Genomic DNA, 21,334 nt, shown 5'->3' on the forward strand with positions numbered 1-21,334 from the left:
AATCTCAAGATTCTGTTTTCCTATCTGGGGGCATACCGCCGCGATGCCATGCTCGGCGTGCTCTTTGTGACGGCCGAGACGGCGCTCGAGCTGTTTATCCCGGTCATCATGGCAAATATCATCGATGTAGGCGTGCCCGCGGGCGACATCGACTACATGCTGTTGCAGGGCACGTATATGTTGGTATGTGCCGCATTTTCGCTGGTACTTGGCTTGGGCTATGCGCGCACGTCTGCTCGCGTCGCCTCGGGGCTGGGCGCTAACCTGCGCGAGGCCGAGTATCGCAAGATCCAGACGCTCGCCTTTGGCAATCTGGACAACTACGACGCCAGCTCGCTCGTCACTCGCATGACCACCGACATCACCGTGATTCAAAACGCCATCGGCAACGGCTTTCGCCCCATGGTGCGCGGCCCCGTGACGCTCATCGTCGGCTTGGTCTATGCGCTGGTGCTGTCGCGCCCGCTCGCTACGGTATTCGCGATTATTCTGCCAGTGCTGGCGATTGTACTGGGCGTTATCACCTATCGCGTCAGCCCGCTCTACCGCCAGCTGCAGACCTCGATGGACCATCTCAACGGTGTGGTGCAGGAGGACCTCACCGCCGTGCGCGCCGTCAAGGCGTACGTGCGTGCCGAGCACGAGGAGGCCAAGTTCGATGCCGTCAATACCGAGCTTGCGCATACGGCGACGAAGACCTTTGGCAACGCCGTGCTCAACCTGCCGGTGTTTCAGCTGTCGATGTACGTGGCGGCGCTTTCCATTCTGTGGATCGGCGGGCGCATGATTCTTGCCGGCGAGCTCGGCGTGGGCTCGCTCACGGGCTTTATGAGCTATGTGCTGCTCATCATGAACTCGCTCATGATGATTTCCAACGTGTTTTTGCTGATCACGCGCGCACTTGCCAGCGTGGAGCGCATCTCGCGGGTGCTCGACGAGCGTTCGCTTATCCAGGCGCCCGACGTTGCCACTGCCGTGCACGGGGTGGCCGACGGAAGCATCGAGTTTCGCGACGTGTCGTTTAAGTACCGCGCGGATGCAGCCGAGGATGTGCTCGAGCATATCGACCTTCGCGTCGAGAGCGGCTCGACGGTGGGCATCCTCGGCGGCACGGGCTCGGGTAAGAGCTCGCTTGTGCAGCTGATTGCGCGTCTGTACGACGCCACCGAGGGCGTCGTACTTGTGGGCGGACACGACGTGCGCGACTACGACCTGGTCGCCTTGCGGGACGCCGTGGGCATTGTGCTGCAAAAGAACGTGTTGTTCGCGGGCACCGTGCGCGAGAACCTGCAGTGGGGCAATCCGCAGGCGTCGGACGATGAGCTCCTCGCGGCTTGCCGCGCAGCGTGCGTGGACGAGTTCCTTGATCGCATCGGCGGGCTGGACGGCGAGTTGGGCCAAGGCGGCGCCGGTGTCTCGGGTGGTCAGAAGCAACGTCTGTGCATCGCGCGCACGCTGCTCAAGCATCCGCGCGTGCTCATTTTTGATGACTCCACCAGCGCGGTCGATATGGCGACCGACGCTAAGATTCGCGAGCACATCGCTCGGATCCCCGATACGACCGTGCTCATCATCGCCCAGCGCATCGCGAGCGTTATGGATGCCGATCGCATTGTGGTGCTGGACGACGGTCGTGTCCACGGCGTGGGCACGCACGAGGAACTGCTAGCGGGCGACAACATCTACCAGGAGATTTACGCCTCGCAGATGGAGTTTGCGGGGAACGTAGACGCCGGCGACGGCAGCGACGATGGCTGCGCGAATAATCCGTTTTCCTCCGTCCCCAGCAGATTACCCTTGGAAGGGGGCGAGCGCCATGCCTAAGACCGCAGCCCAAGCGCGCCCGGCCGACCTCAAGCGCACTGTGCGCCGTTTGCTCTCTTACATGGGCCATGCCAAGTTCTCGCTGCTGGCGGTGGGTATGCTTGCCTCCGTCGCGGCCATCGCGAGCCTCGCCGGCACCTACATGGTGCGCCCCATCGTCAACGGCCTGGCCACGGGCGGTGAGGAGCTGCTCGCCAAGCAGGTCATCGTAACGGCGATCATCTACGCCGCGGGCGTGCTCTCGGCCCTAGGCTACTCGCAGATCATGGTGCGCGCGGCCCAACGCGTGGTGTCCGACATCCGTCGCGACCTGTTCGCGCACATTCAGACGCTGCCGCTCAGCTATTTCGACAGTACGCGCTCGGGCGACATCATGAGCTTTTTCACCAACGACGTCGACACCGTCTCCGAGGCGCTCAACAACAGCTTTGCCAACGTGATTCAGGCGACCATTCAGGTGATCGGCACCACGGCCATGCTCATCATCCTCAACTGGCAGCTCACGATTATCACGCTCGTGTGCGACGCGGCCATCGTGCTGTACGCGCGCTACTCGGGTATCCGCTCCAAGCGCTTTTTTGCCGCCCAGCAGGCATCGCTCGGCGACTTGGACGGATATGTCGAGGAGATGGTCTCGGGCCAAAAGGTCATCAAGGTCTTCAACCACGAGCAGGCCAACGTGGCAGGTTTTGACGCGCGCAACCAGGAGCTGCGCCGCACCGGTGGCGCCGCGCAGACCTACGCCAACTCGATGGCGCCCATGACCGTGGTGATCGGCTACGTCAACTACGCCATCGTCGCCGTGGCGGGCGGCATGCTCTGCATCAAGGGACTTGCCGACGTGGGTGCACTCGCGAGCTACCTGGTCTTTGTGCGCCAGGCGGCCATGCCCATCAACCAGTTTACGCAGCTGGGCAACTTCTTACTCAACGCGCTGGCCGGTGCCGAGCGCCTGTTTGCCGCGATGGACCTTAAGCCCGAGGTGGACGAGGGCTGCGTGGAGCTGGTGCAGACGGGCGACGCCGCGTGGGCGTGGAAGATTCCCGAGGGCCAGGGCGTGGGCGCGTACGGGCATTTGCATGATGTGGCAGCCGTTGATGAGTCGGGCCGCGCGGTGGCTGCCGACGGCACCGAGCTCACGTGCGGCTTGGTCCCGCTTGCCGGCGACGTGCGCTTCCATGCCGTGGATTTTTCCTACGTGCCGGGCACCCGCGTGCTCACGGACCTCAACCTGTTTGCCAAGCCGGGGCAAAAGATCGCGTTTGTGGGCTCCACGGGTGCCGGCAAGACGACCATCACCAACCTCATCAACCGCTTCTACGAGGTCGATGACGGCGAGATCACGTACGACGGCATCGACGTCAAGCACATTGCCAAGGCCAGCCTGCGCGGGTCGCTCGGCATTGTGCTGCAGGACACGCACCTGTTTAGCGGCACCATTGCGCAGAACATCCGCTTTGGCAAGCTCGACGCGACCGACGAGGAGGTGCGCGCCGCTGCCGAGGCCGCCTGCGCCGACTCGTTTATCCGCCGCCTGCCGCGGGGCTACGACACACCGGTCACGGCCGATGGCGCCAACCTGTCGCAGGGCCAGCGTCAGCTGCTCGCCATCGCGCGCGTGGCCGTCGCCGATCCGCCGGTGCTCATCCTGGACGAGGCCACGAGCTCCATTGACACGCGTACCGAAAAGCTCATCGAGCGCGGTATGGACCGCATCATGCGCGGACGCACCACGTTTATGATCGCGCACCGCCTGTCCACCGTCCGCGACGCCGATGCCATCATGGTCCTCGAACACGGCCGCATCATCGAGCGCGGCACGCACGAAGAGCTGCTCGCCCAGCACGGCGAGTACTGGCAGCTGGCGCATGGCTTAAAAGAGTTGGATTAACCCGTTCGAGCACGATGCTTTGGTCCTCCGTGCCCCTCACCTCGCCTCGAACCATCACAACATTCGACGTTTTTTGCCAAAAACGGGAAAAGCATCGAATGTTGTGATGGTTTTTCTGCCACTCGACCGGGTGGAATCGCTTTCTTGCGCACGAAGGTGTGCGGACCCGTGGGCAGGGGAACAAGGTTGGTTATCCGACTCCATTGGAGGGCTCATGGACCTGCCAATCGTCCTGTCCCATAAGACTGCCTGGCTGTACCACAACGTGGTGCGCCCGTCCGAGCCGCTCTCGCGAGCAAGCAGCCTATACGATGAGGACTCGCTTGCCAACGAGGCGGAGCCGACTGCGGACCTGCCCAAATTGGGGCTCGATGCCAAGGGGCTGAGGGCTTCAACGGCAGTTGGGATCGTTACCGACTATCTGGTCTCGCTCGGTATTCCACGAGAAGAGCTCGATCATGTCGACACGCTCGTCAACTTCGATTTTGAGCGCTCGACGCCGGCTGGATTTAGGTGCCACGTGTTTGGGTCGCCGGTACCTCCGGGCCATCTTATCGAGGTGGCAGAGGACCTTCTAGTGGTTGATGAGGCCATGTGCTTTGTCCAGGCGGGCTCGTGGATGAGTGAGCCCGAGCAGCTGGAATATGGGTATGAAATCTGCGCCCGATACCATTTGAATCATCTGTCGACAGGCGATTATATCGAGATGGGGCAGAGGTATACCGTTGCCGACTTGATTGCCTATTGCAATGAGAACCGATCTCGCCAGGGGGCTGTGCGCGCGGCCGCCATGCTCAAGCGCGTGCACGATGGCGCGCGATCGCCCATGGAGACGGCCACCGCAATCATGGTCGTAGCAAAACGTTCCCAGGGCGGGCTGGGATACGCCAAGATCGAGCTCAACCATCGGGTCGATGTTCCCAACGAGTTCAAGTATCTCGCAAAGGCCGGGTATTTCGAGATTGACGTATATGTGCCTGCGAGCGGTACGGGGATTGAGTACAACGGCTCGGACCATCTTGATAAACAGCGCAGCGCGTCGGATGCGGAGCGTATGACCGTGCTGAGCGCGCTGGGCTTTAGGATGATCGTCCTCACCGGGACTCAGTTTGCCCATCAGCTGCAATTGCACCGGGCGATGAACGCTATCGCGCTCGCTATGGGCCTTAAGTGCGACCGAAGCGAAGCGTTCCAAAAGCGGCAGAACGACCTGCGAGAATTCGTGATTCGGCACTGGGACGGCGGTCTTTAGGGGCGCTTTGGTCCTTCCGCGGGGTGCTGCGGGCAGGCAAACCATCACAACATTCGACGTTTTTTGCCAAAAACGGGAAAAGCATCGAATGTTGTGATGGTCTGTGCTGAGGATGGGCTTGGAAAGTCCGTTTTGCTCGAAGCGACCTGTCCTGTCGTACGGGTGTCGGCATGATTCTCTCGTGGGGTATTATGTTTTCCGAAGAATAAAACGCCGCGTGAGGGAGGGCTGCGTGGACGGGCACGTGCAACATGACGGCTTTGGCCGCGATATCAACTACCTGCGCATTGCCGTTACCGACAAGTGCAATTTCCGCTGCATTTACTGCATGCCGGCCGATGGCGTGGCACCCCGTGCGCACGATGAGCTGCTCAGCGCCGAGGAAATCGCCCACTTTGTGCGCTTGGTAGCGGGAGAGGGCATTCGCCGCGTGCGCCTGACGGGCGGCGAGCCGCTGGTCAGCCGCCGTATCATTCCGCTCATTCGCGACATCCGCGCGATTCCGCAGATCGAGGACATCTCGCTCACCACCAACGGCGCCCTGCTGCCCAAGCTGGTGCCGCAGCTCAAAGACGCTGGGCTTGACCGCGTCAATATCTCGCTCGACACGCTCGACCCTACGCTCTTTGGAAAGATCACGCGCCTGGGCCGACTCGAGCAGACCATGGCTGGCATCGACGCAGCGCTGGCTTGGGGCTTTGAGCCCGTTAAGGTCAACTGCGTTGTGGTGCGCCGGCTCAACCAGGATGTTGCGGCCCTTGCACGGTTGACCGTCGACCGCCCCATCCACCTGCGCTTTATCGAATACATGCCCATCGGCGACGAGCACACGAGCTCGCATTGTGCCGTAGACCCTCACGCGCCCGCGCTCAATCCCGAGTTGTGGGACGCGAGCGATACCGTGCCGAGCGACGAGCTGCGGGCGCGCATCAATGCCGGGGCCGCCGCGACGGGACTGGGCGAGCTTGAACCGCTCGACATCAACGACGCTCCTGCCGGCGCGGGCCCTGCGCGCTATTGGCACTTTCCGGGCGCGGCGGGAACAGTCGGCTTCATCAGCGCCATGTCCAACCATTTTTGTGCGAATTGCAACCGTCTGCGCCTGACGGCCGATGGCAACGTGCGTCCGTGCCTGTTCAGCGATGCCGAGTATTCGGTGCGTGAGGCGCTGCGCCGTGGTGATGATAATCAGGTACTTTCGATTTGGCGCGATGCCGTGGCCCACAAACCGCAGGAACACGCGATAATTGAGGGAACGCAACGATTTATGTCCCAAATCGGAGGATGATCATATGGCCAAGAGCAGGTACGCCGATGCCACCAAGGCCGCTCGCAGGGCCGCGATGTCTGCCCATAAAGCCACGGCTGCAGCGAATGCTGGCAACGCCGACGCGTCCGCGCAGCCGACTGCCAGCGCTGCCGCCGAGCCCGCCCGCGACGCCCGTCGCGACGAGCTGACGCACGTGGACGCCAAGGGCGAGGTTCGCATGGTCGACGTGTCCGACAAGGCCGAGACCCATCGCATCGCCATCGCCGAGGGCACCATCCTCATGCACCCCGAGACGCAGGCCATGGTGCTGCAGGACCGCGCCAAAAAGGGCGACGTGCTTGCCTGCGCGCGCGTGGCGGGCATTATGGCCATCAAACGTACGAGCGACATCATCCCCATGTGCCATCCGTTGCTCATTACCAAGAGCAAGTGCGACATTGCGCCCATCGCTCCGGCGGGGACGCCGGCCGAGGACATGCCCGAGGGCTGGGCACCGGCGCGCGCGGACGGGCAGGTTGGCTTTCACGTGCTGGTTACGGCGGGCGTGACGGGCAAGACGGGTATCGAGATGGAGGCCCTGACCGGCGCGAGTGCCGCGTGTCTGACCATCTATGACATGTGCAAGGCGGTCGATCGCGGCATGGAGATCGTCGACGTGCGCCTGCTGCACAAGGAGGGCGGCCGCTCGGGGGTGTGGGATCGTGCCGAACGTCAGGCCGCTGCTACTGGGGCCGTGGGGGCCGCGGGCGACGCGCCCGCGATCGCACCCGTCGCCGTCGCGCCTGCAGCTCCGAAACCGGCCGTCCCCGCGATCGCGTTTATCGGCTACCAAAACTCGGGCAAGACAACGCTCGTCGAGAAGGTTATCGCCGAGCTCACCCGCCGCGGCCTGCGTGTGGGTTCGCTCAAGCATCACGGGCACCACGGCTTTGATATCGATGTGCCCGCTAAGGACACCTGGCGCCATCACCAGGCCGGCTCCAAGCACGTGGGCCTCATCTGCGCCACGCGCTGGGCGGAGTACGCCGACACGCGCGAGGAGGACGAGATGCCCGCGCGCGAGCTGCTGTCGCGCTACAACGATGTTGACGTGGTGATCATCGAGGGCTACAAGACCGAGGGCTTCGACAACATCGTCGTCGCGCGATCGGGTGTCGACCGTTTGCGCGGCAAGAGCTCGCTCGACCTGGTCGACGGTCACACGTTGGCCCTTGCCTGCAACGAAGCCCTGGCGCGTCAGGCCTTCGACGCCGGTTTTGCGACCCGAGCCATCAACATCAACGACGCCCGAGCCATCTGCGATCTCATCCAAGACCACCTTTAAGGCTTGACGCTGCGCCGGCCCCAAGCACCCCATCTCGCCCCTCAAGCCGTCGCTCGCGTACCAAAGTACGCGTCGCTCCTCTTTCGGGGCGACCTGGGGCACTTGGAACCGGCTCGCTGCGCTGCCATAACATGCCAAAAAGGGACAGGCATCTTTGTGGTGGTTTTTGCAAAAAAGCTTTGACTTAAAGTTAGCTCAAGGTGTCATAATCGCTGACAAACGATTGCGATCACGGAGGCCTCATGTCAAAACTGTACTTTATGCGTCACGGTCAAACGCTCTTTAACTTGCTTCGTCGCAAGCAGGGCTGGTGTGACTCGCCGCTCACCGAGCTGGGAATCGAGCAGGCTAAAACTGTCGGTGCGACCCTGCGAGGGCGTGGCCTTACGTTTGACCATGCGTACAGTTCGACGTCCGAGCGTGCGTGCGACACGCTTGAGCTTGCGTTCCCCGGTCAGCCTTACGAGCGCGTCAAGGGCCTTAAGGAGTGGAACTTTGGCAAATTTGAGGGCGCGAGCGAGGATTTGAATCCGCGCCTGCCGTACGGCGATTTTTACAAGCAGTATGACGGCGAGGGCGAAGTCGAGTTTCGCGAGCGTATGATGGCGACCATCACCGAGTTCATGCAGCGCCCTGGACATGAGAGCGTGTTGTGCGTGAGCCATGGCGCCGCAGCGGCTCAGGTCATGCGCGGCGTGGGCGTGGAGCCGCTCAAGATGAAGCACCGCATTGGCAACTGCTGTGTGCTCGAACTCGACTTTGATGCTACTACCGGCACATTTGCTCTTGCAGATTTGTACAACCCCTACGGCACCCCGCGCGAGTAACATCGGGGCATCAGCTAAAACCACCACAAAGGGGCCAGGCACCTTTGTGGTGGTTTTGCCGTTTACAGGCGATTTCCTACCGTTCAGCGGACTTTCGCACCAATGGGGCTTACGCTGCATGCAAGTTTCATCCTACAATCGCCCACGTGCTCACAAGTTTGTTACTCCTCTGGAGGCATCACTTGCGCATAATAGAAGACGAGGAATATCGCCCCGTCGTCTAGCGCCGATGTCCGAGGAGTTTTTTCATGCTCATTTTAAAGAAGATCAACAATAACGTTGCTCTCGCCGCCAGCGATGACGGCCGAGAGGTTGTTGTCTTTGGCAAGGGCATCGGTTTTCACGAGATGCCCTACGAGCTTGCCGATGAGTCGCTCATCCAGCGCAAATTCTATAACGTTCCCGAGAGCCTGCAGGATATGGTCGGCACACTTACCGACGACGTTCTGCTCGCGGCAAGCGACATTGCCTGCTTCGCATCCCAGCAGCTTGGTTGCAAGCTGTCCGGTGGCCTGCCCTTTATCCTGGCAGATCACCTGCAGTTTGCCGTTCAGCGCGACGACGACCAGATCAGCGCTCCCAACCCGCTCGAGCATGAGGTGGCTTTCATCTACCCGCGTGAGCTCGAAATCGGTCAGGCCGCGCTCGCCATCGTGCAAAAGCACACCGGCGCCAAGCTGGGTCAGAACGAGGCCACGAGCATCGCGCTCCACATCGTTAACGCCGAGGTCGACGGCATGGGCCGCGCCAAGGACATGGACTTCATCATGAAGAGCACCCGCGTGCTTGACGAGGTAACCCATTCCGTGGAAAAGCAGCTCGGCTGCTCGCTCGACACGGCGTCGTACTGCTACATTCGCTTTCTTGCGCACCTGCGCTTTTTGGTTCGCCGCCTTGTTAAGGGCAGCTGCACGCAGACCGAGAACTCCTCACTGTTTATGCAGGCCGCCCGCGATTTTCCCGAGGCCTACCAGTGTGCGTACGCCATCAACCGCGTGTTCGAGAAAGAGTTCAAGCAGAGCTGCTCGGACGAGGAGCTCTTGTATCTGATGATGCATATCAACCGTCTGCGATCGGCTTCGCAGACCGAGTGAGTAAAGCCGCCAGCCCGGCGGCAATCGCAACAATTCTTTTTGGTTTCTAACTGCGGGCAAGGTACCGGCTCGCGGTAGGGGATATTTTTGTCGAAATTTGGAAAAGAGAGGACAGATCATGGCAGGTAAATACGACGATCTTGCTGCCCAGATCGTAGAGCTGGTTGGCGGCAAGTCCAACGTCAAATGCGTCGCACACTGCATTACCCGTGTTCGTTTTAAGCTCAAGGACGAGTCGAAGGCCAATGACGAGGCAATCTCCGAGCTGCCCAACGTCATCAAGGTCATGCACGCCAACGGCCAGTACCAGGTTGTTGTGGGCAACATCGTCGAGGACGTCTACGACGCCGTTCTCAAGGCCGGCGGTTTTAGCGACGGCGGCGCCGTCGACGCCGATGACGACGATGCCGCTCCCAAGGGCGTTACCGATGTGATCATCGACCTCATCTCGGGCATCTTCGCCCCCATGCTCGGCACCTTCGCCGCTGCCGGTATCATGAAGGGCCTGCTGGCGCTCGCTACCTTCCTGGTCCCGAGCTTTGCCAACGACGGCGCCTACACGCTGCTCTACACCGTCGCTGACGGCATGTTCTACTTCCTGCCCGTGGTGCTTGGCTTTACCGCGGCCAAGAAGTTCAAGATGAGCGAGTTCAACGGCATGGCCATCGCCTTTGCCCTGGTGTATCCCACCATGGTTGCCCTGACCTCGGGCGAGGTTGTCGGCTCCGTCGAGCTCGGCTTTGCTGGCACCTTCTCTTGGTACACCACGTTCCTGGGCCTGCCGCTCATCATGCCTGCCTCGGGTTACACCAGCTCCGTTATCCCCATCCTGCTCATGGTCTGGTTTGGCTCCACCCTCGAGCACTGGGTTAAGAAGTGGATGCCCGCTTCTATGAAGATGTTCTTCACCCCGCTGATCGTCGTCACCGTTACCGTCACCCTTGGCTATCTGGTCATTGGCCCCATCGCCACGCTCATCACCAACCTGCTTGGTGAGTTCTTCGCGCTGCTGTTTGGCCTGCCCATGATCGGCTCCCTCCTGGGCTGCACCCTCGTCGGTGCCTTCTGGATGTGCCTGGTCATCTTTGGCTTCCACTGGTCGCTCGTGCCCATCGCGCTGGTCAACCTGTCCACTCTGGGCCACGACTACATCCTGGGCTCCGTTATCGCCCACTCCTTCTCGCTGGGCGCCGTGCTCTTCGCCATGTATCTCAAGAACAAGGACGAGAAGTTCCGCGGTATCGCGCTGCCGGCCATGATCTCCGCCTTCTTCTTTGGTGTCACCGAGCCCGCTATCTACGGTGTCGCCCTGCCCGATAAGAAGGCCTTCATCAACGCCAGCATCGGTTCTGCTGTGGGCGGCCTCATCATTGGTCTCTCCGGCGCCGTGGTGTACATGTCCGGTGGTCTGGGCGTCTTCAACTGGCTGTCCTTCATCGACCCCTCCGGTGTTAACGGCATCAACCACATGATCTGGGCTATCGTTGCCTCTTTCGTGGGTGCCGCCGTGGGCTTTGCGATCGAGTTTGCCACCTACAAGCCCGAGGCTGCCAAGTAGCCCAAACGACAAAGACTCGGTACCAAGCCGGCGGGGGGGGGGGGGGGGGGGGAGCGCCCCGCCGGTTTTTTTCAAAGGGGCTAGATGCCATGCGCTCGTCCGAGCGACTGCCCAAAATCAAAACCATGCCGGATTACGGGGCTGAAACGGTGAGTGCTGACCATACCCCGTTTTTCCGTAAACTGACAAGCCTTCTACCTGCGGTTTTGTCCTTGCCGTTTCTGGCATGCTCAAGGGGCACTGGTTCTGCCCCGTAAACCGGCATGGTTTTGAACCTGCCAATAAGGGACAGGTTTATTTTGGTCGGTTTTATCTGGGCAAACGTCGTCTCCGTCAGCTCCGTCCGCATATCTTAAGCCGGCATAGTTTCGATGGGTCGGTCCGTGCGCGTCCCGCAACATGCCTCGCCACGAAACCGGCCTATCTACTACGTTTAAGTGGTAGGGGCCAACCACACGGTGGTTTTTCGAAAACCGCCAAGCCGTCTACCTGCGGTTTTATTTTTGACAATTGCGGCGTGGTCGGGGGTTCACGACTAAACGTAGTAGATGGGCCGGTTTCGTGGCGGCCGACTCAACGCGAACTCCGATCGGGACGCAAATTACCTCGTGGACGCCGCTTCGGCGTCCACGCAACATCCCAACACGTACGAAAGGAGCCAACATGGCTTTTCCCGATGGATTTCTGTGGGGCGGTGCCACTGCCGCCAATCAGTGCGAAGGCGGATACAACGAGGACGGCAAGGGCCTCGGCGTTCCCGACATCATGACCGGCGGCACGGTCTCCGAGCCGCGCCACATTACCGACGGCATTCTGCCCCAGTACCACTATCCCAGCCACGAGGCCGTGGACATGTACCATCACTATCTCGACGACATCAAGCTTTTTGGCGAGATGGGCTTTAAGTGCTACCGCATGTCCATCAACTGGAGCCGTATCTTCCCCAACGGCGACGAGGCCGAGCCCAACCAGGCCGGCATCGAGTTCTACCGCCGTGTGTTCCAGGCCTGTCAGGAGCAGGGCATCGAGCCCATGGTCACCCTTAGCCACTATGAGCTGCCTTATGGTCTGTCCAAAAACTACGGAGGCTGGAAGAACCCCAAGCTCATCGATTTCTACCTCAACTACGCCCGCACCGTCATGACCGAGTACAAGGGCCTGGTGCGCTACTGGCTCACCTTTAACGAAATCAATTGCCTGCTCATGGGCGGCTTTGGCGGCGTGATGGGCGGCGGCATGGTGCCCGAGGCAACCGACACGCCCATGGCCTTTGGCGACTGCGACTGGGACGACCCGCAGGCGCGCTTCGATGCCCTGCACCATCAGTTCCTGGCGAGCGCCAAGTGCGTCACCATGGGCCATCAGATCGATCCCCAGAACAAGATCGGCTGCATGATCGCCGGCAACGCCTGCTACCCGCACACGTGCAATCCGGCAGACGTTCTGGCCGCACAAAAGCAGCAGCGCGAGATGAACTTCTACTGCGGCGACGTGCAGGTGCGCGGTGCGTATCCCTCGTGGGCGCCCAGCGTGTGGCGCCGCGAAGGCGTGCACGTGGAGGTTTCGCCCGAGGACGCCGCCACGCTGGCCGCCGGCAAGGTCGACTTCTACAGCTTTAGCTACTACATGAGCGCCACGGCCACGGCTGACCCGGTGCTGCTGGAGCAGGGCAACATCTTTGGTGGCGCCGGCAACGAGTACCTCAAGAAGAGCGATTGGGGTTGGGCGATCGACCCCGAGGGCCTGCGTTACTACCTGGAGGAGGTCTACGACCGCTACCAGGTGCCGCTGATGATCGTCGAGAACGGCCTGGGCGCGGTGGACGAGGTCGAGGCGGACGGTGCGATTCACGACGGCTACCGCATCGATTACCTGCGCGAGCATATCAAGCAGATGGAGATTGCCATCGAGGACGGCGTGGACCTGATGGGCTACACCATGTGGGGCTGCATCGATTTGGTGAGCGCCTCGACCGGCGAGATGAAGAAGCGCTACGGCTTCATCTACGTCGACAAGGACAACGACGGCAACGGCACGCTCGCCCGCAGCCGCAAGGACAGCTTCTTCTGGTACAAGAAGGTCATCGCCACCAACGGCGCCGACCTGGCCTAGCCAAGTCTCAACCAGCGTAAACGTCGCAACCACCACAAAGGGGCCAGGCACCTTTGTGGTGGTTTTTGCTTTGGTAGATGTGTGGGACATGCCTTACAATCTACCAAGTAGTTCATGACGGGCGAAAAACGGAGAGAAGGGTCCTGATGCGTCCTTAATGTTTCATGCGGATAGATTGATTTGACAGACGGTGGCGAATGCCCACCGCCCGTATTCGTATGAAACAAGGAGTCTCCATGCTCGCATCTCTTTTCTCAAAGCCTCAATCATCGCTGTCCGTGCAGGCCAAGCGGCTGGTGGCGATGCGCTTTCTCATCTACACCGGGTTTCAGACCAGTTATTTTATCGGCGTCATCGGAACGCTCACCTATGCAGACGATGCCTCAGTCGTGGCGACATCGCTGGCCGTTCTGTTTATGAACGTTTTCGTGATCCTGGGATCCTTTGCGGGTGGCGCTGCGCTCGACGCCTGGGGTCCGCGCCGCCATTTCTTGCTGAGCATCATCGGCGCTCTTGCAACTGGCACGGCAATCATCGCCTTTGGTAGCGCGACCGGCATCGTTCTGCTCGGCGCGGTGTTCCTAGGCTTTACGATGGGATTCGCCCAGCCCATTGCCACATCCTATCCGGCCTACCTCACCGATGATCCCGTCGAGCTCAAAGACATCAACTCCGCCATCGCCATGTTCTCAAACGTGAGTATTATCGTCGGACCCACGTTGGGTGGCTTTGTCGCGGCGGCTGCGTCGTCGCGCGCGGTGTTTGTGCTCATGATGCTCTTTACCGTGCTGGCGTTCGTCGTCGGTTGGGGCTTTAGGCCACGGGCGGGTCAGACCGCCGCGCACGAAGGCGAACCCGCGACCGGTGGCATCACATCGGACAAGGCCGGGCAAGGCCCCAGCCCCAGCACGTCCGCCCGCGCAACCTTCGCGACCAGCATCAAGACAGTCTTCACCAACAGCGTCCTCGCGCTACTTTTCTGCATCATTTTTCTTTCGAACTTTGGCTACGGAGCCTTCGATCCGCTGGAGTCGTTCTTCTACCGTGATGTTCTGCATGTCGGTGTCGAGTGGATGGGCTGGCTCTCGTCGGCTTGCGGCGTGGGCGCGGTGCTGGGCGCCGTCCTCGCGCTCCGCTTGCCGCCGCACCTGGTCAACCTTAAAACGCTGCTCGTGGCGCTCATGTCCGTGGGCCTGGGAAGTCTGCTCTATGTGGGGACGCCGTACGTGGGCGTGGCCCTCGTCGGCCAGATCGCCCTGGGCATTGCTTGGGGTGTCGTCAACCCGCTCCACAACACCATTGTGCAAACGACGGCTCCGCTCGAGCAGCTTGGTCGCGTCAATTCGGTCATGGGCTTTGGCAATATGTTCGCTGGCGTGGCCCCTCTGGCAATTGCCCCGTGGCTGGCGGCAACATTTGGCGTACAACGGACACTCGTGGGGGCAGGCATGGTCGTGACGGCGGTCCCTGCGGCGTTGCTGCTGTTTGGTCGCAGGCATTTTGATCGTGCCGTAAAGCGGTAAGAAACCGTCACAACATTCGATGAAAATCGCGATTTTGCCGAAAAACGTCGAATGTTGTGATGGTTTGGCCCGCAGACGTCGCAACCACCACAGAGGGCCAGGCACCTTTGTGGTGGTTTTGCGCCAAAGCGCCCCGTGTGCGCTTTGGTATACCATGAACGCCACTTCCAGATACACCCCACACCGCCGCACAACTCAGAAAGGCCCCCATGGACGCCACCTTCAGCCACATCAAAGCCGTGTTCTGCGATATCGACGGTACGCTGCTCACGAGCCGGCACACGGTGTCCCCGCGCACCGTGGCGGCGATCCGCGCCCTGCGCGAGTGCGGCGTGCTCTTTGGCCTGTGCACCGGGCGCGACGCCCACGCGACCGAGGCCATGTACGAGCTCTGGGGCATCGAAGGCTTGGTGGACGTGCTCGTGGGCTGCGGTGGTGCCGAGGTCATCGACCGCGCGCACGACATCAACGAGCTGAGCTATCCGCTGTCGGGCGAGACCATCGCGCGCATCTGCAAGCACATGGCGGACCTTCCGGCAACGCCCGTCTGCCCCCGAGACGGCGTGTTCTACGTGCCCGAGAGCAACGCGTGCGTCGAGCACCTGTCGCGCGTCGACGGCGTGCCCTACCAGGTGGTCGATTTTGCCGAGTTTTTGCGCGAGCCACAGCCCAAGGTGATGTTTACCATGGCGCCTGAGGTAATGCCGCGGGTGATTGAGCGGGCGTCGACGTTTGCCGATAACACCGTTAAGGCGGCGGCTCTGCAGACCACGCAGCGGCTCTACGAGTTCATGGATCCGCGCGTGTCCAAGACGCGCGGCCTGGTGCGCGTGGCAGAGCTCAACGGCATGGAGCTCCAGAACATCTGCGTGTTTGGCGATGCCGATAACGACACCTGCATGGTGGCTGACGCCGGCGTGGGCGTGGCCATGGCAAACGGCAGCGACGCCACCCGTGCCGCCGCCGATTTTGTAACCGCCAGCAACGACAAAGACGGCATCGCGATCTTTATTGAGGAACATCTGCTGTAGCGCGGGGGAGAACTACCACAAAGGGGGCAGGCGCCTTTGCGCCGGCCTCAGGCGATTTGGGCGAATTGATACCTAAAATCTGCGCGCAAATTCAAATATGGTCGTCAGAACATCATGCTTCTAACCACCGATGGGTTAAAGATATTCTCATCAATTTGGTAGGGTATTCCTTCCGGTTAATGAGTCACCGCTCACGGTCGATTTTCGACCGTTCACAGGATGTTCGCTCTTGAGCAAAATGTTGTGCAAATAAAACTAATGCCATTAAATAATAATAGGCAACTAAATTACCAGCAGAAACAAAAAATAGATAGCGAATAAACGAAGGTAAATCTGAGTAAATGTCAAGAGAATTGAGAACTCGCTACAAAAATGTCGGTTTTGTTGCTCAGATGTTTAAACAATCGTTATAATTGCATTACTAAACGAGCGCAATTACAGATTGCGCAGATACGTTTGATGGTGAAAGAGCAAGATCGCGGTCTCTTGGGGAGGAGACATCGATGAAAGCGAATTCAGAAAAAACTAAGCAGAGCAAAAAAGCGACGCGCCGTGTACTGGCAGGCGTTTTGTGCGGAGCTTCCGTTTTGAGCCTGGTACTGTCGCTCGTCATGCCTCCAATATCGCAGGCCATTGCCAATGATGCCCAGACGGTTTCTACCGAGGAAACTGTGATGGGGGGGGGTTCCTCAAGTGAGTCTACTGATGTAGACAACACCAACAACGGGGATACCGAAAAGCTGAATAGCGGCGATGCCGAGAATGAGGCGAACGAGGATACCGTTGCACCAGACTCGACAGCCGATGACGCGGAGGCCGAGGGCGCCGCGCAGCCTTCCGACGCACAGACTTCTGATGATGAAAATAGCGACGAAAACGCAATTGCCCCCGCCAGCGTCAGTGACGATGACTATGCCGAGGTAAATGGTGATGTTTCTGGGAAATTCGGCAGCGGCGGCAAGTTTCAACTGACGGGTCCTGCCTATTCGGATAAGCGGATCACTATCAGCAAAAACACCACCATCGATCTTAACGGCAACATGCTCTGTAACCGTTCTGGCGGCTTAGACTCCTTCTTTTTGGTCAAAGAAAGGGCCACACTCACTATCGAGGATTTAAGCAAAAAAACAAATGATGTATCAAGACCGGTCGATACGGCCAAGACGCCGGCGGGTCAGCTTGCGAGTATGGAGTGGGAAAAGGGAAGCGGCTCTAATAACGTCACTCCTAAGAGTCTTACTTACTATGAGACTAAGAGCACGCCCAATACAAATGGACTTGGCACCACCGAGACTACGTACGAGCATGTCGTTACGGGCTTTGGCGCTATTGATGCAGCATCGGAAAGCGGTTCCGTAAAGTATGTGGTCAACGTTGAAGCGGGCGGCATACTCAATCTCAAGGGCGGCATGATTACCACGGCTGCCAACCTGAGTAACGACGGTCATGTGATTTTTTCTCAGGGTACGGTCAAAATCGAGGGCGGTTACGTCACCAACGGCAATGGCGGTGGCTGGGGCGGTGGCCTGTGCGTAACGGGTGCGAAAGCCAGCCTCGAAATGACAGGCGGAGTGGTCGCGGGAAACAAGGCAGCTTCTGGCGGCGGCATCTATGCTGACAGAGGAGCCACCTTGAAGCTTACGGGTGGAATCATCTCTGGCAACGCTACGTACGGCGAGGCGGTTGGTCTCGGTGGCGGCATCTTGGTTTCGGGCGGTAGTGTGACCGTTTCTGGTGGCTACATCACTAACAATAAATACGCCAGGTATTGCGGCATCGATGGCCAGGGTGACCATGGCGGCGGCGGACTTGCTGCCAATAACGGCACTCATGTCATCATTTCCGGTGGCCAGATTACTGGCAATTATTCTGATGAAGCTGGCGGCGGCGTTTACGTTACCAATCTTGGCCAACAAAGTATGGCATGGCTCGACATTACGGGAGGAAATATTGCCTCTAACGTGAGCTACAAATCTGAGGGTGCTGGCATTCGAGTGGGCCAGAAGGTTGACGCGATGATAAGTGGAGCGTCAAAAGATAGCCCAGTCTACATCACTAATAACCACTGCATGTCTCGCTTTGACTGGGGCGGAGGCGGCGTCTTCGTTCAGGGCGATTCGGATAACGACGCATCTAATGCTGGCAGGCTCTTTGTATACAGCTCGTATATAAGCAGCAATACCGCTGGTGGCTATGGTGGTGGCGTTGCAGTCTGCCCGACGGGCAAGACGTTGGTAACGAACACTGAAGGCACGGCAATCTTTGGCAACGCTGACGCTCAAAACGCTAATTCTTACGATAAAAATGACAATAATGGTAACCCTCATCTTTCTGGCGGCGGCCACAAGAAGACTCAAGACAAGTACGCCTATAACTCGGTCGATAAAAACGGCGAACATGTTTTTCGTGACAGTGGTCATGCCGATTTCTTCCTCGCAGCGGAAGGTCACATAACGCCGGTCGCAGTAGTAACCGGCAAGATGCTTGGCGATATAGACGCCAAGTATTCGGGAAGCATTGAGCTAACGGATCGCATCACCATCCCCGCCAACGGTGTTGCTCAGGTAAAAAATAGCATCGGTCTGACTTCGGGTGTTAGTGCCACGGATAATACGGCGACTGAAGCAGTACAGAAAAATGCGACAACCTTCATCACGGGCAATTATTCCTGGAACCATGGCGGCGGCATCATGTCGAACGGCGACCTGTACTTGGGCGTGCCTGCGGATACGTATGTCTATCCGAGCCTTAAGCTGAAGGCAACCAAGGCGCTGAAAATGAAAAATAAGCAGACCGAGGAAAGCATAGCGCTCGCCAAAGACCAGTTCTCCTTCTCGGTCTACCGTAAGGATTCGGATGGCGCGACGGAGCCCTCTTGGAATGACAAGACATTCAACAGTGGCGGCTGCACCTTGGTCGGAACCGCCAAGAATGATGCGGACGGTAACATCACCTTTGACCTTGGCGAACAGTTCATTGATAAGACTGTTGAGGCTAACAAGATTACATACTACTTGGTCGAAAATGCTGGCAATGATCTCGACATCACGTACGACCCAGCCGTGTACAAGATTGTGGTGACGGTTCGGGACAACCAAACGCTACTCATGAAGGTGCCGAGCAGGGAAAATCCAAACTCGGACGTTCCTCTTTACGTTCACAACTACACGATCACAAGCGTGAGTCCGGGAGATTCAACTAACTCGCTGGAAAAGGACGACCAAGGCTATTATTCGATTAACGGCCCCGGCGGGGAAAAGACCTTCACCAACAAGTACACTCCGTACACCTCTACCGGCACCTGGACTCCTAAGGTGACCAAGGTCGTAAAGGGCGGCGAGATGAAGGAGTTCACGCTCGAGTTTGCGAATAACGCGGACTTCAAAGATGCCACGACGGTTAAGACCGACCCCAAGGGCGAGATTCTCACCGCTGCCGACGGCAAGAAGTCTCAGACCCGGAGCTTCGACGAAATTGAGTACAAACTCGATCAACTCGACAAGCTCAAGACCGACTCTACTGGCCGTGGCGCCTCCAAGACCTTCACGTACTATGTGCGCGAGAAGGGCGAAAGCTCGACCTATCCGCATTACAAGTTTGATCAGTCTGTCTATAGGTTCAAGGTTGTGGCAACGGATAACACCAAAGGAAGGATCGACTGTGCGGTGACCTACATGAAGGGAACCGTTGACTCCGATGGCAACTGGAAAGCAGACGTCGATGCCGAAGAACAGAACCTCACCGACACCTCCAACCCCACCTTCACCAACACCTACTCCACCTCTTTGCCCCTTTCTGGTATGTCGGGCGTCACTCTGACGTACCTTGCCGGCGCGGCGGTGCTTTGCGCTGCTGCGGCCTGGATGCACGTTCGTCGCAAGGCGAGCGCGAAGGGAGGTGAGCGTCGTGAATAAGAAAGTTTGCTCCTTCCCGATCTTGTTTGCGCTGCTTGCCCTCTTGATCGGCACCTGCGCGGTTGTGTTCCCCGCATCCGCGCAGGCCGCGCCGAGCGCGACCGGATCCATCACGGTGAGCGGCACCGTGGCGCGCAGCTACGATGCCTACCAGATCTTTAGCGCCAACGTTATCGACGACAACGGCGACGCCAAGATTGCTACCGACCTCGCCTGGGCAAGCGACGCCGCGCGCGATGCCGTGTTGCCTGTGCTGCACAGCGCCGGTATGCCCAATTCCCAGACCACCGCGCAGGAAGCTGCCGAGTGGCTCAACACCGATTCCCACCTTACGGGCGCGCTGAGCGCACAGCTCGCTCGTTCCCTCCAGAGTTCTGGCGCCGTGTTCGTGGCCCTTAACGCGGGTACGGCGGCCGAGCTGCCCTGCGGCTACTGGCTCATCGTCGCCGACGACGACGCCATCGCCCAGGGCGAGGCCGGCACCGCGCCGATCATGGCCCTGGTCGGCGGCAGCGCCGTCACCGTCAAGCCCAAGGCCGCGACCCCCAAGGTGTCCAAGCACGTGCTGGAGGACAGCACCGCCGCCTGGCAGAAGGCCGCCGACGCCACGGTCGCCGACGACCTGTACTGGCGCCTCTCTGCCACGGTCCCGGCGGGTCTTGCTGCCTACGACACCTATACGGTGCGGTTCGTCGACACCATGAGCGCGGGGCTCGACCCCTCCAAGGTGGCCGCGAGCATGCGCGTGTACGTGGCGGCGGGCGCGGACGGCGGCTTTGACGCGGTCCAGACCGGCAAGGACGGCCGCGCCGGCACCGAGCCCGCGAAGGGCTGGACCGACATCACGGCCCAGTGCGCCACCAAGGTAGCGGCCGACGGCAAGACCTTCACCGTGCGCACCGGCGACCTGATCGCCGCGCTCGGCGGGGCCGATGCCTTCACCGTGGGCGCCCGCGTGGTCGCCGTGTACAACGCGCCGCTCAACAGCGCATGCAACCACGGCATCGCGAAGGGCAACCCCAACGAGGTTTACCTGCACTACCCGCGCTCTCCCTTTGCCGACCAGTCCGGTGACGCCGGCTTTACCCGCACGCCGAGCGACGACGCGTGTGCCTACACCTGGGATCTCGCGCTCACCAAGCGCGGCAGCGACGGCGACAAGCCGCTTGCTGGGGCGGTCCTGAGCATCGCCGACGACCGCGGTCGCACACTGGCGGCCGACAGCACGTGGGATGCGCAAGGTAAGGCCACCGTCACCACGGGCGAGGACGGCCGCGTGACCGTCTCGGGCGTGGACTCGGGCAAGCTGGAGGTCCGTGAGCTCAAGGCGCCCAAGGGCTACACCGCCTTTGAGGGCACGCGCTCCGTGACGGTCAAGGCCGAGGGCCTGGACGTCGACCAGGTGGCCGCCGCCAAGCCCAAGCTCACCATCACTGCCGAGTCGCCCCTGCGCGCCGACAGCGCGGACGGGTCGACGGGCAGCCTGGAGGCGTCGCTCATTAACACGCCCACCGGCACACCCCCTAGCATTACCACCGGAGGCTTTATGCCCTCGACAGGAGATAGAACGTTGGTGTTGGTGACGGCTTTGGTCGTCATCGGAGTAGTGGCTATTGTCGTCGCGCTCGTCATCAAGCGGGGAGGAGGTCGCCATGATAAATAATTGTCCCCCCCCCTGCTCAATGGCGTACTGCCTCCGTAGCGATTAGAGCGC

At 60.0% G+C, this 21,334-nt stretch carries 13 protein-coding genes; all 13 read left to right on the forward strand.

Features of this window, described 5'->3' with window-relative positions; all coding sequences use genetic code 11:
• The first annotated feature begins 48 nt into the window (after window positions 1–48).
• The 13 genes from PMW67_RS00500 (at window position 49) to PMW67_RS00560 (ending at window position 21,283) form a co-directional block, all read left to right on the forward strand.
• Window positions 49–1,824 (forward strand): ABC transporter ATP-binding protein, encoded by a 1,776-nt coding sequence (locus PMW67_RS00500; RefSeq protein ID WP_271738566.1) that lies wholly within the window; start codon window positions 49–51, stop codon window positions 1,822–1,824.
• Window positions 1,817–3,715: an ABC transporter ATP-binding protein gene (locus PMW67_RS00505; protein ID WP_271738487.1), complete on the forward strand. Its 1,899-nt coding sequence runs from the start codon at window positions 1,817–1,819 to the stop codon at window positions 3,713–3,715. Before PMW67_RS00500 ends, PMW67_RS00505 begins: the two co-directional genes overlap by 8 nt.
• A gap of 214 nt (window positions 3,716–3,929) precedes the next feature.
• Entirely contained in the window at window positions 3,930–4,967 is a 1,038-nt protein-coding gene (locus PMW67_RS00510; protein ID WP_271738488.1) for a hypothetical protein, read from the forward strand.
• A gap of 232 nt (window positions 4,968–5,199) precedes the next feature.
• Window positions 5,200–6,255: a GTP 3',8-cyclase MoaA gene (moaA, locus tag PMW67_RS00515; protein WP_271738489.1), complete on the forward strand. Its 1,056-nt coding sequence runs from the start codon at window positions 5,200–5,202 to the stop codon at window positions 6,253–6,255.
• Between the two features lie 4 nt (window positions 6,256–6,259).
• Window positions 6,260–7,561 carry a molybdopterin-guanine dinucleotide biosynthesis protein B gene (gene mobB, locus PMW67_RS09740; RefSeq protein ID WP_271738490.1) on the forward strand — a complete coding sequence of 434 codons (1,302 nt, stop codon included), beginning with the start codon at window positions 6,260–6,262 and terminating at the stop codon, window positions 7,559–7,561.
• A 242-nt stretch (window positions 7,562–7,803) separates the two neighbouring features.
• Window positions 7,804–8,388 carry a histidine phosphatase family protein gene (locus PMW67_RS00525; protein ID WP_117563640.1) on the forward strand — a complete coding sequence of 195 codons (585 nt, stop codon included), beginning with the start codon at window positions 7,804–7,806 and terminating at the stop codon, window positions 8,386–8,388.
• Between the two features lie 248 nt (window positions 8,389–8,636).
• Window positions 8,637–9,482 (forward strand): PRD domain-containing protein, encoded by an 846-nt coding sequence (locus tag PMW67_RS00530; protein ID WP_271738491.1) that lies wholly within the window; start codon window positions 8,637–8,639, stop codon window positions 9,480–9,482.
• A gap of 118 nt (window positions 9,483–9,600) precedes the next feature.
• Window positions 9,601–11,040 (forward strand): PTS transporter subunit EIIC, encoded by a 1,440-nt coding sequence (locus tag PMW67_RS00535; RefSeq protein WP_117635881.1) that lies wholly within the window; start codon window positions 9,601–9,603, stop codon window positions 11,038–11,040.
• A gap of 663 nt (window positions 11,041–11,703) precedes the next feature.
• Complete coding sequence (locus tag PMW67_RS00540) at window positions 11,704–13,152, forward strand: glycoside hydrolase family 1 protein (RefSeq protein ID WP_117563637.1); 1,449 nt, start codon at window positions 11,704–11,706, stop codon at window positions 13,150–13,152.
• Window positions 13,153–13,388: 236 nt separating this feature from the next.
• Complete coding sequence (locus PMW67_RS00545) at window positions 13,389–14,675, forward strand: MFS transporter (RefSeq protein ID WP_271738492.1); 1,287 nt, start codon at window positions 13,389–13,391, stop codon at window positions 14,673–14,675.
• 209 nt (window positions 14,676–14,884) lie between these two features.
• A complete protein-coding gene (locus PMW67_RS00550) occupies window positions 14,885–15,706 on the forward strand; it encodes an HAD family hydrolase (RefSeq protein WP_271738493.1) in 822 nt (273 codons plus the stop codon).
• A gap of 503 nt (window positions 15,707–16,209) precedes the next feature.
• A complete protein-coding gene (locus PMW67_RS00555; RefSeq protein ID WP_271738494.1) occupies window positions 16,210–19,620 on the forward strand; it encodes a Spy0128 family protein in 3,411 nt (1,136 codons plus the stop codon).
• Window positions 19,613–21,283, forward strand: a complete 1,671-nt coding sequence (locus PMW67_RS00560) for a SpaA isopeptide-forming pilin-related protein (protein ID WP_271738495.1) — start codon at window positions 19,613–19,615, stop codon at window positions 21,281–21,283. Before PMW67_RS00555 ends, PMW67_RS00560 begins: the two co-directional genes overlap by 8 nt.
• The last annotated feature ends 51 nt before the right edge of the window (window positions 21,284–21,334 follow it).

Origin of the sequence: Collinsella aerofaciens, assembly GCF_028209395.1 — a bacterium.
In the GTDB taxonomy this organism is placed as follows: Bacteria; Actinomycetota; Coriobacteriia; order Coriobacteriales; family Coriobacteriaceae; genus Collinsella; species Collinsella aerofaciens_AZ.

Coding starts and splice junctions, on each gene's coding strand:
- PMW67_RS00510 (WP_271738488.1), top strand. CDS start 3,930: ATGGACCTGCCAATCGTCCTGTCCCATAAGACTGCCTGGCTGTACCAC.
- mobB (WP_271738490.1), top strand. CDS start 6,260: ATGGCCAAGAGCAGGTACGCCGATGCCACCAAGGCCGCTCGCAGGGCC.
- PMW67_RS00505 (WP_271738487.1), top strand. CDS start 1,817: ATGCCTAAGACCGCAGCCCAAGCGCGCCCGGCCGACCTCAAGCGCACT.
- PMW67_RS00540 (WP_117563637.1), top strand. CDS start 11,704: ATGGCTTTTCCCGATGGATTTCTGTGGGGCGGTGCCACTGCCGCCAAT.
- PMW67_RS00555 (WP_271738494.1), top strand. CDS start 16,210: ATGAAAGCGAATTCAGAAAAAACTAAGCAGAGCAAAAAAGCGACGCGC.
- PMW67_RS00535 (WP_117635881.1), top strand. CDS start 9,601: ATGGCAGGTAAATACGACGATCTTGCTGCCCAGATCGTAGAGCTGGTT.
- PMW67_RS00545 (WP_271738492.1), top strand. CDS start 13,389: ATGCTCGCATCTCTTTTCTCAAAGCCTCAATCATCGCTGTCCGTGCAG.
- PMW67_RS00530 (WP_271738491.1), top strand. CDS start 8,637: ATGCTCATTTTAAAGAAGATCAACAATAACGTTGCTCTCGCCGCCAGC.
- PMW67_RS00550 (WP_271738493.1), top strand. CDS start 14,885: ATGGACGCCACCTTCAGCCACATCAAAGCCGTGTTCTGCGATATCGAC.
- PMW67_RS00525 (WP_117563640.1), top strand. CDS start 7,804: ATGTCAAAACTGTACTTTATGCGTCACGGTCAAACGCTCTTTAACTTG.
- PMW67_RS00500 (WP_271738566.1), top strand. CDS start 49: ATGCTCGGCGTGCTCTTTGTGACGGCCGAGACGGCGCTCGAGCTGTTT.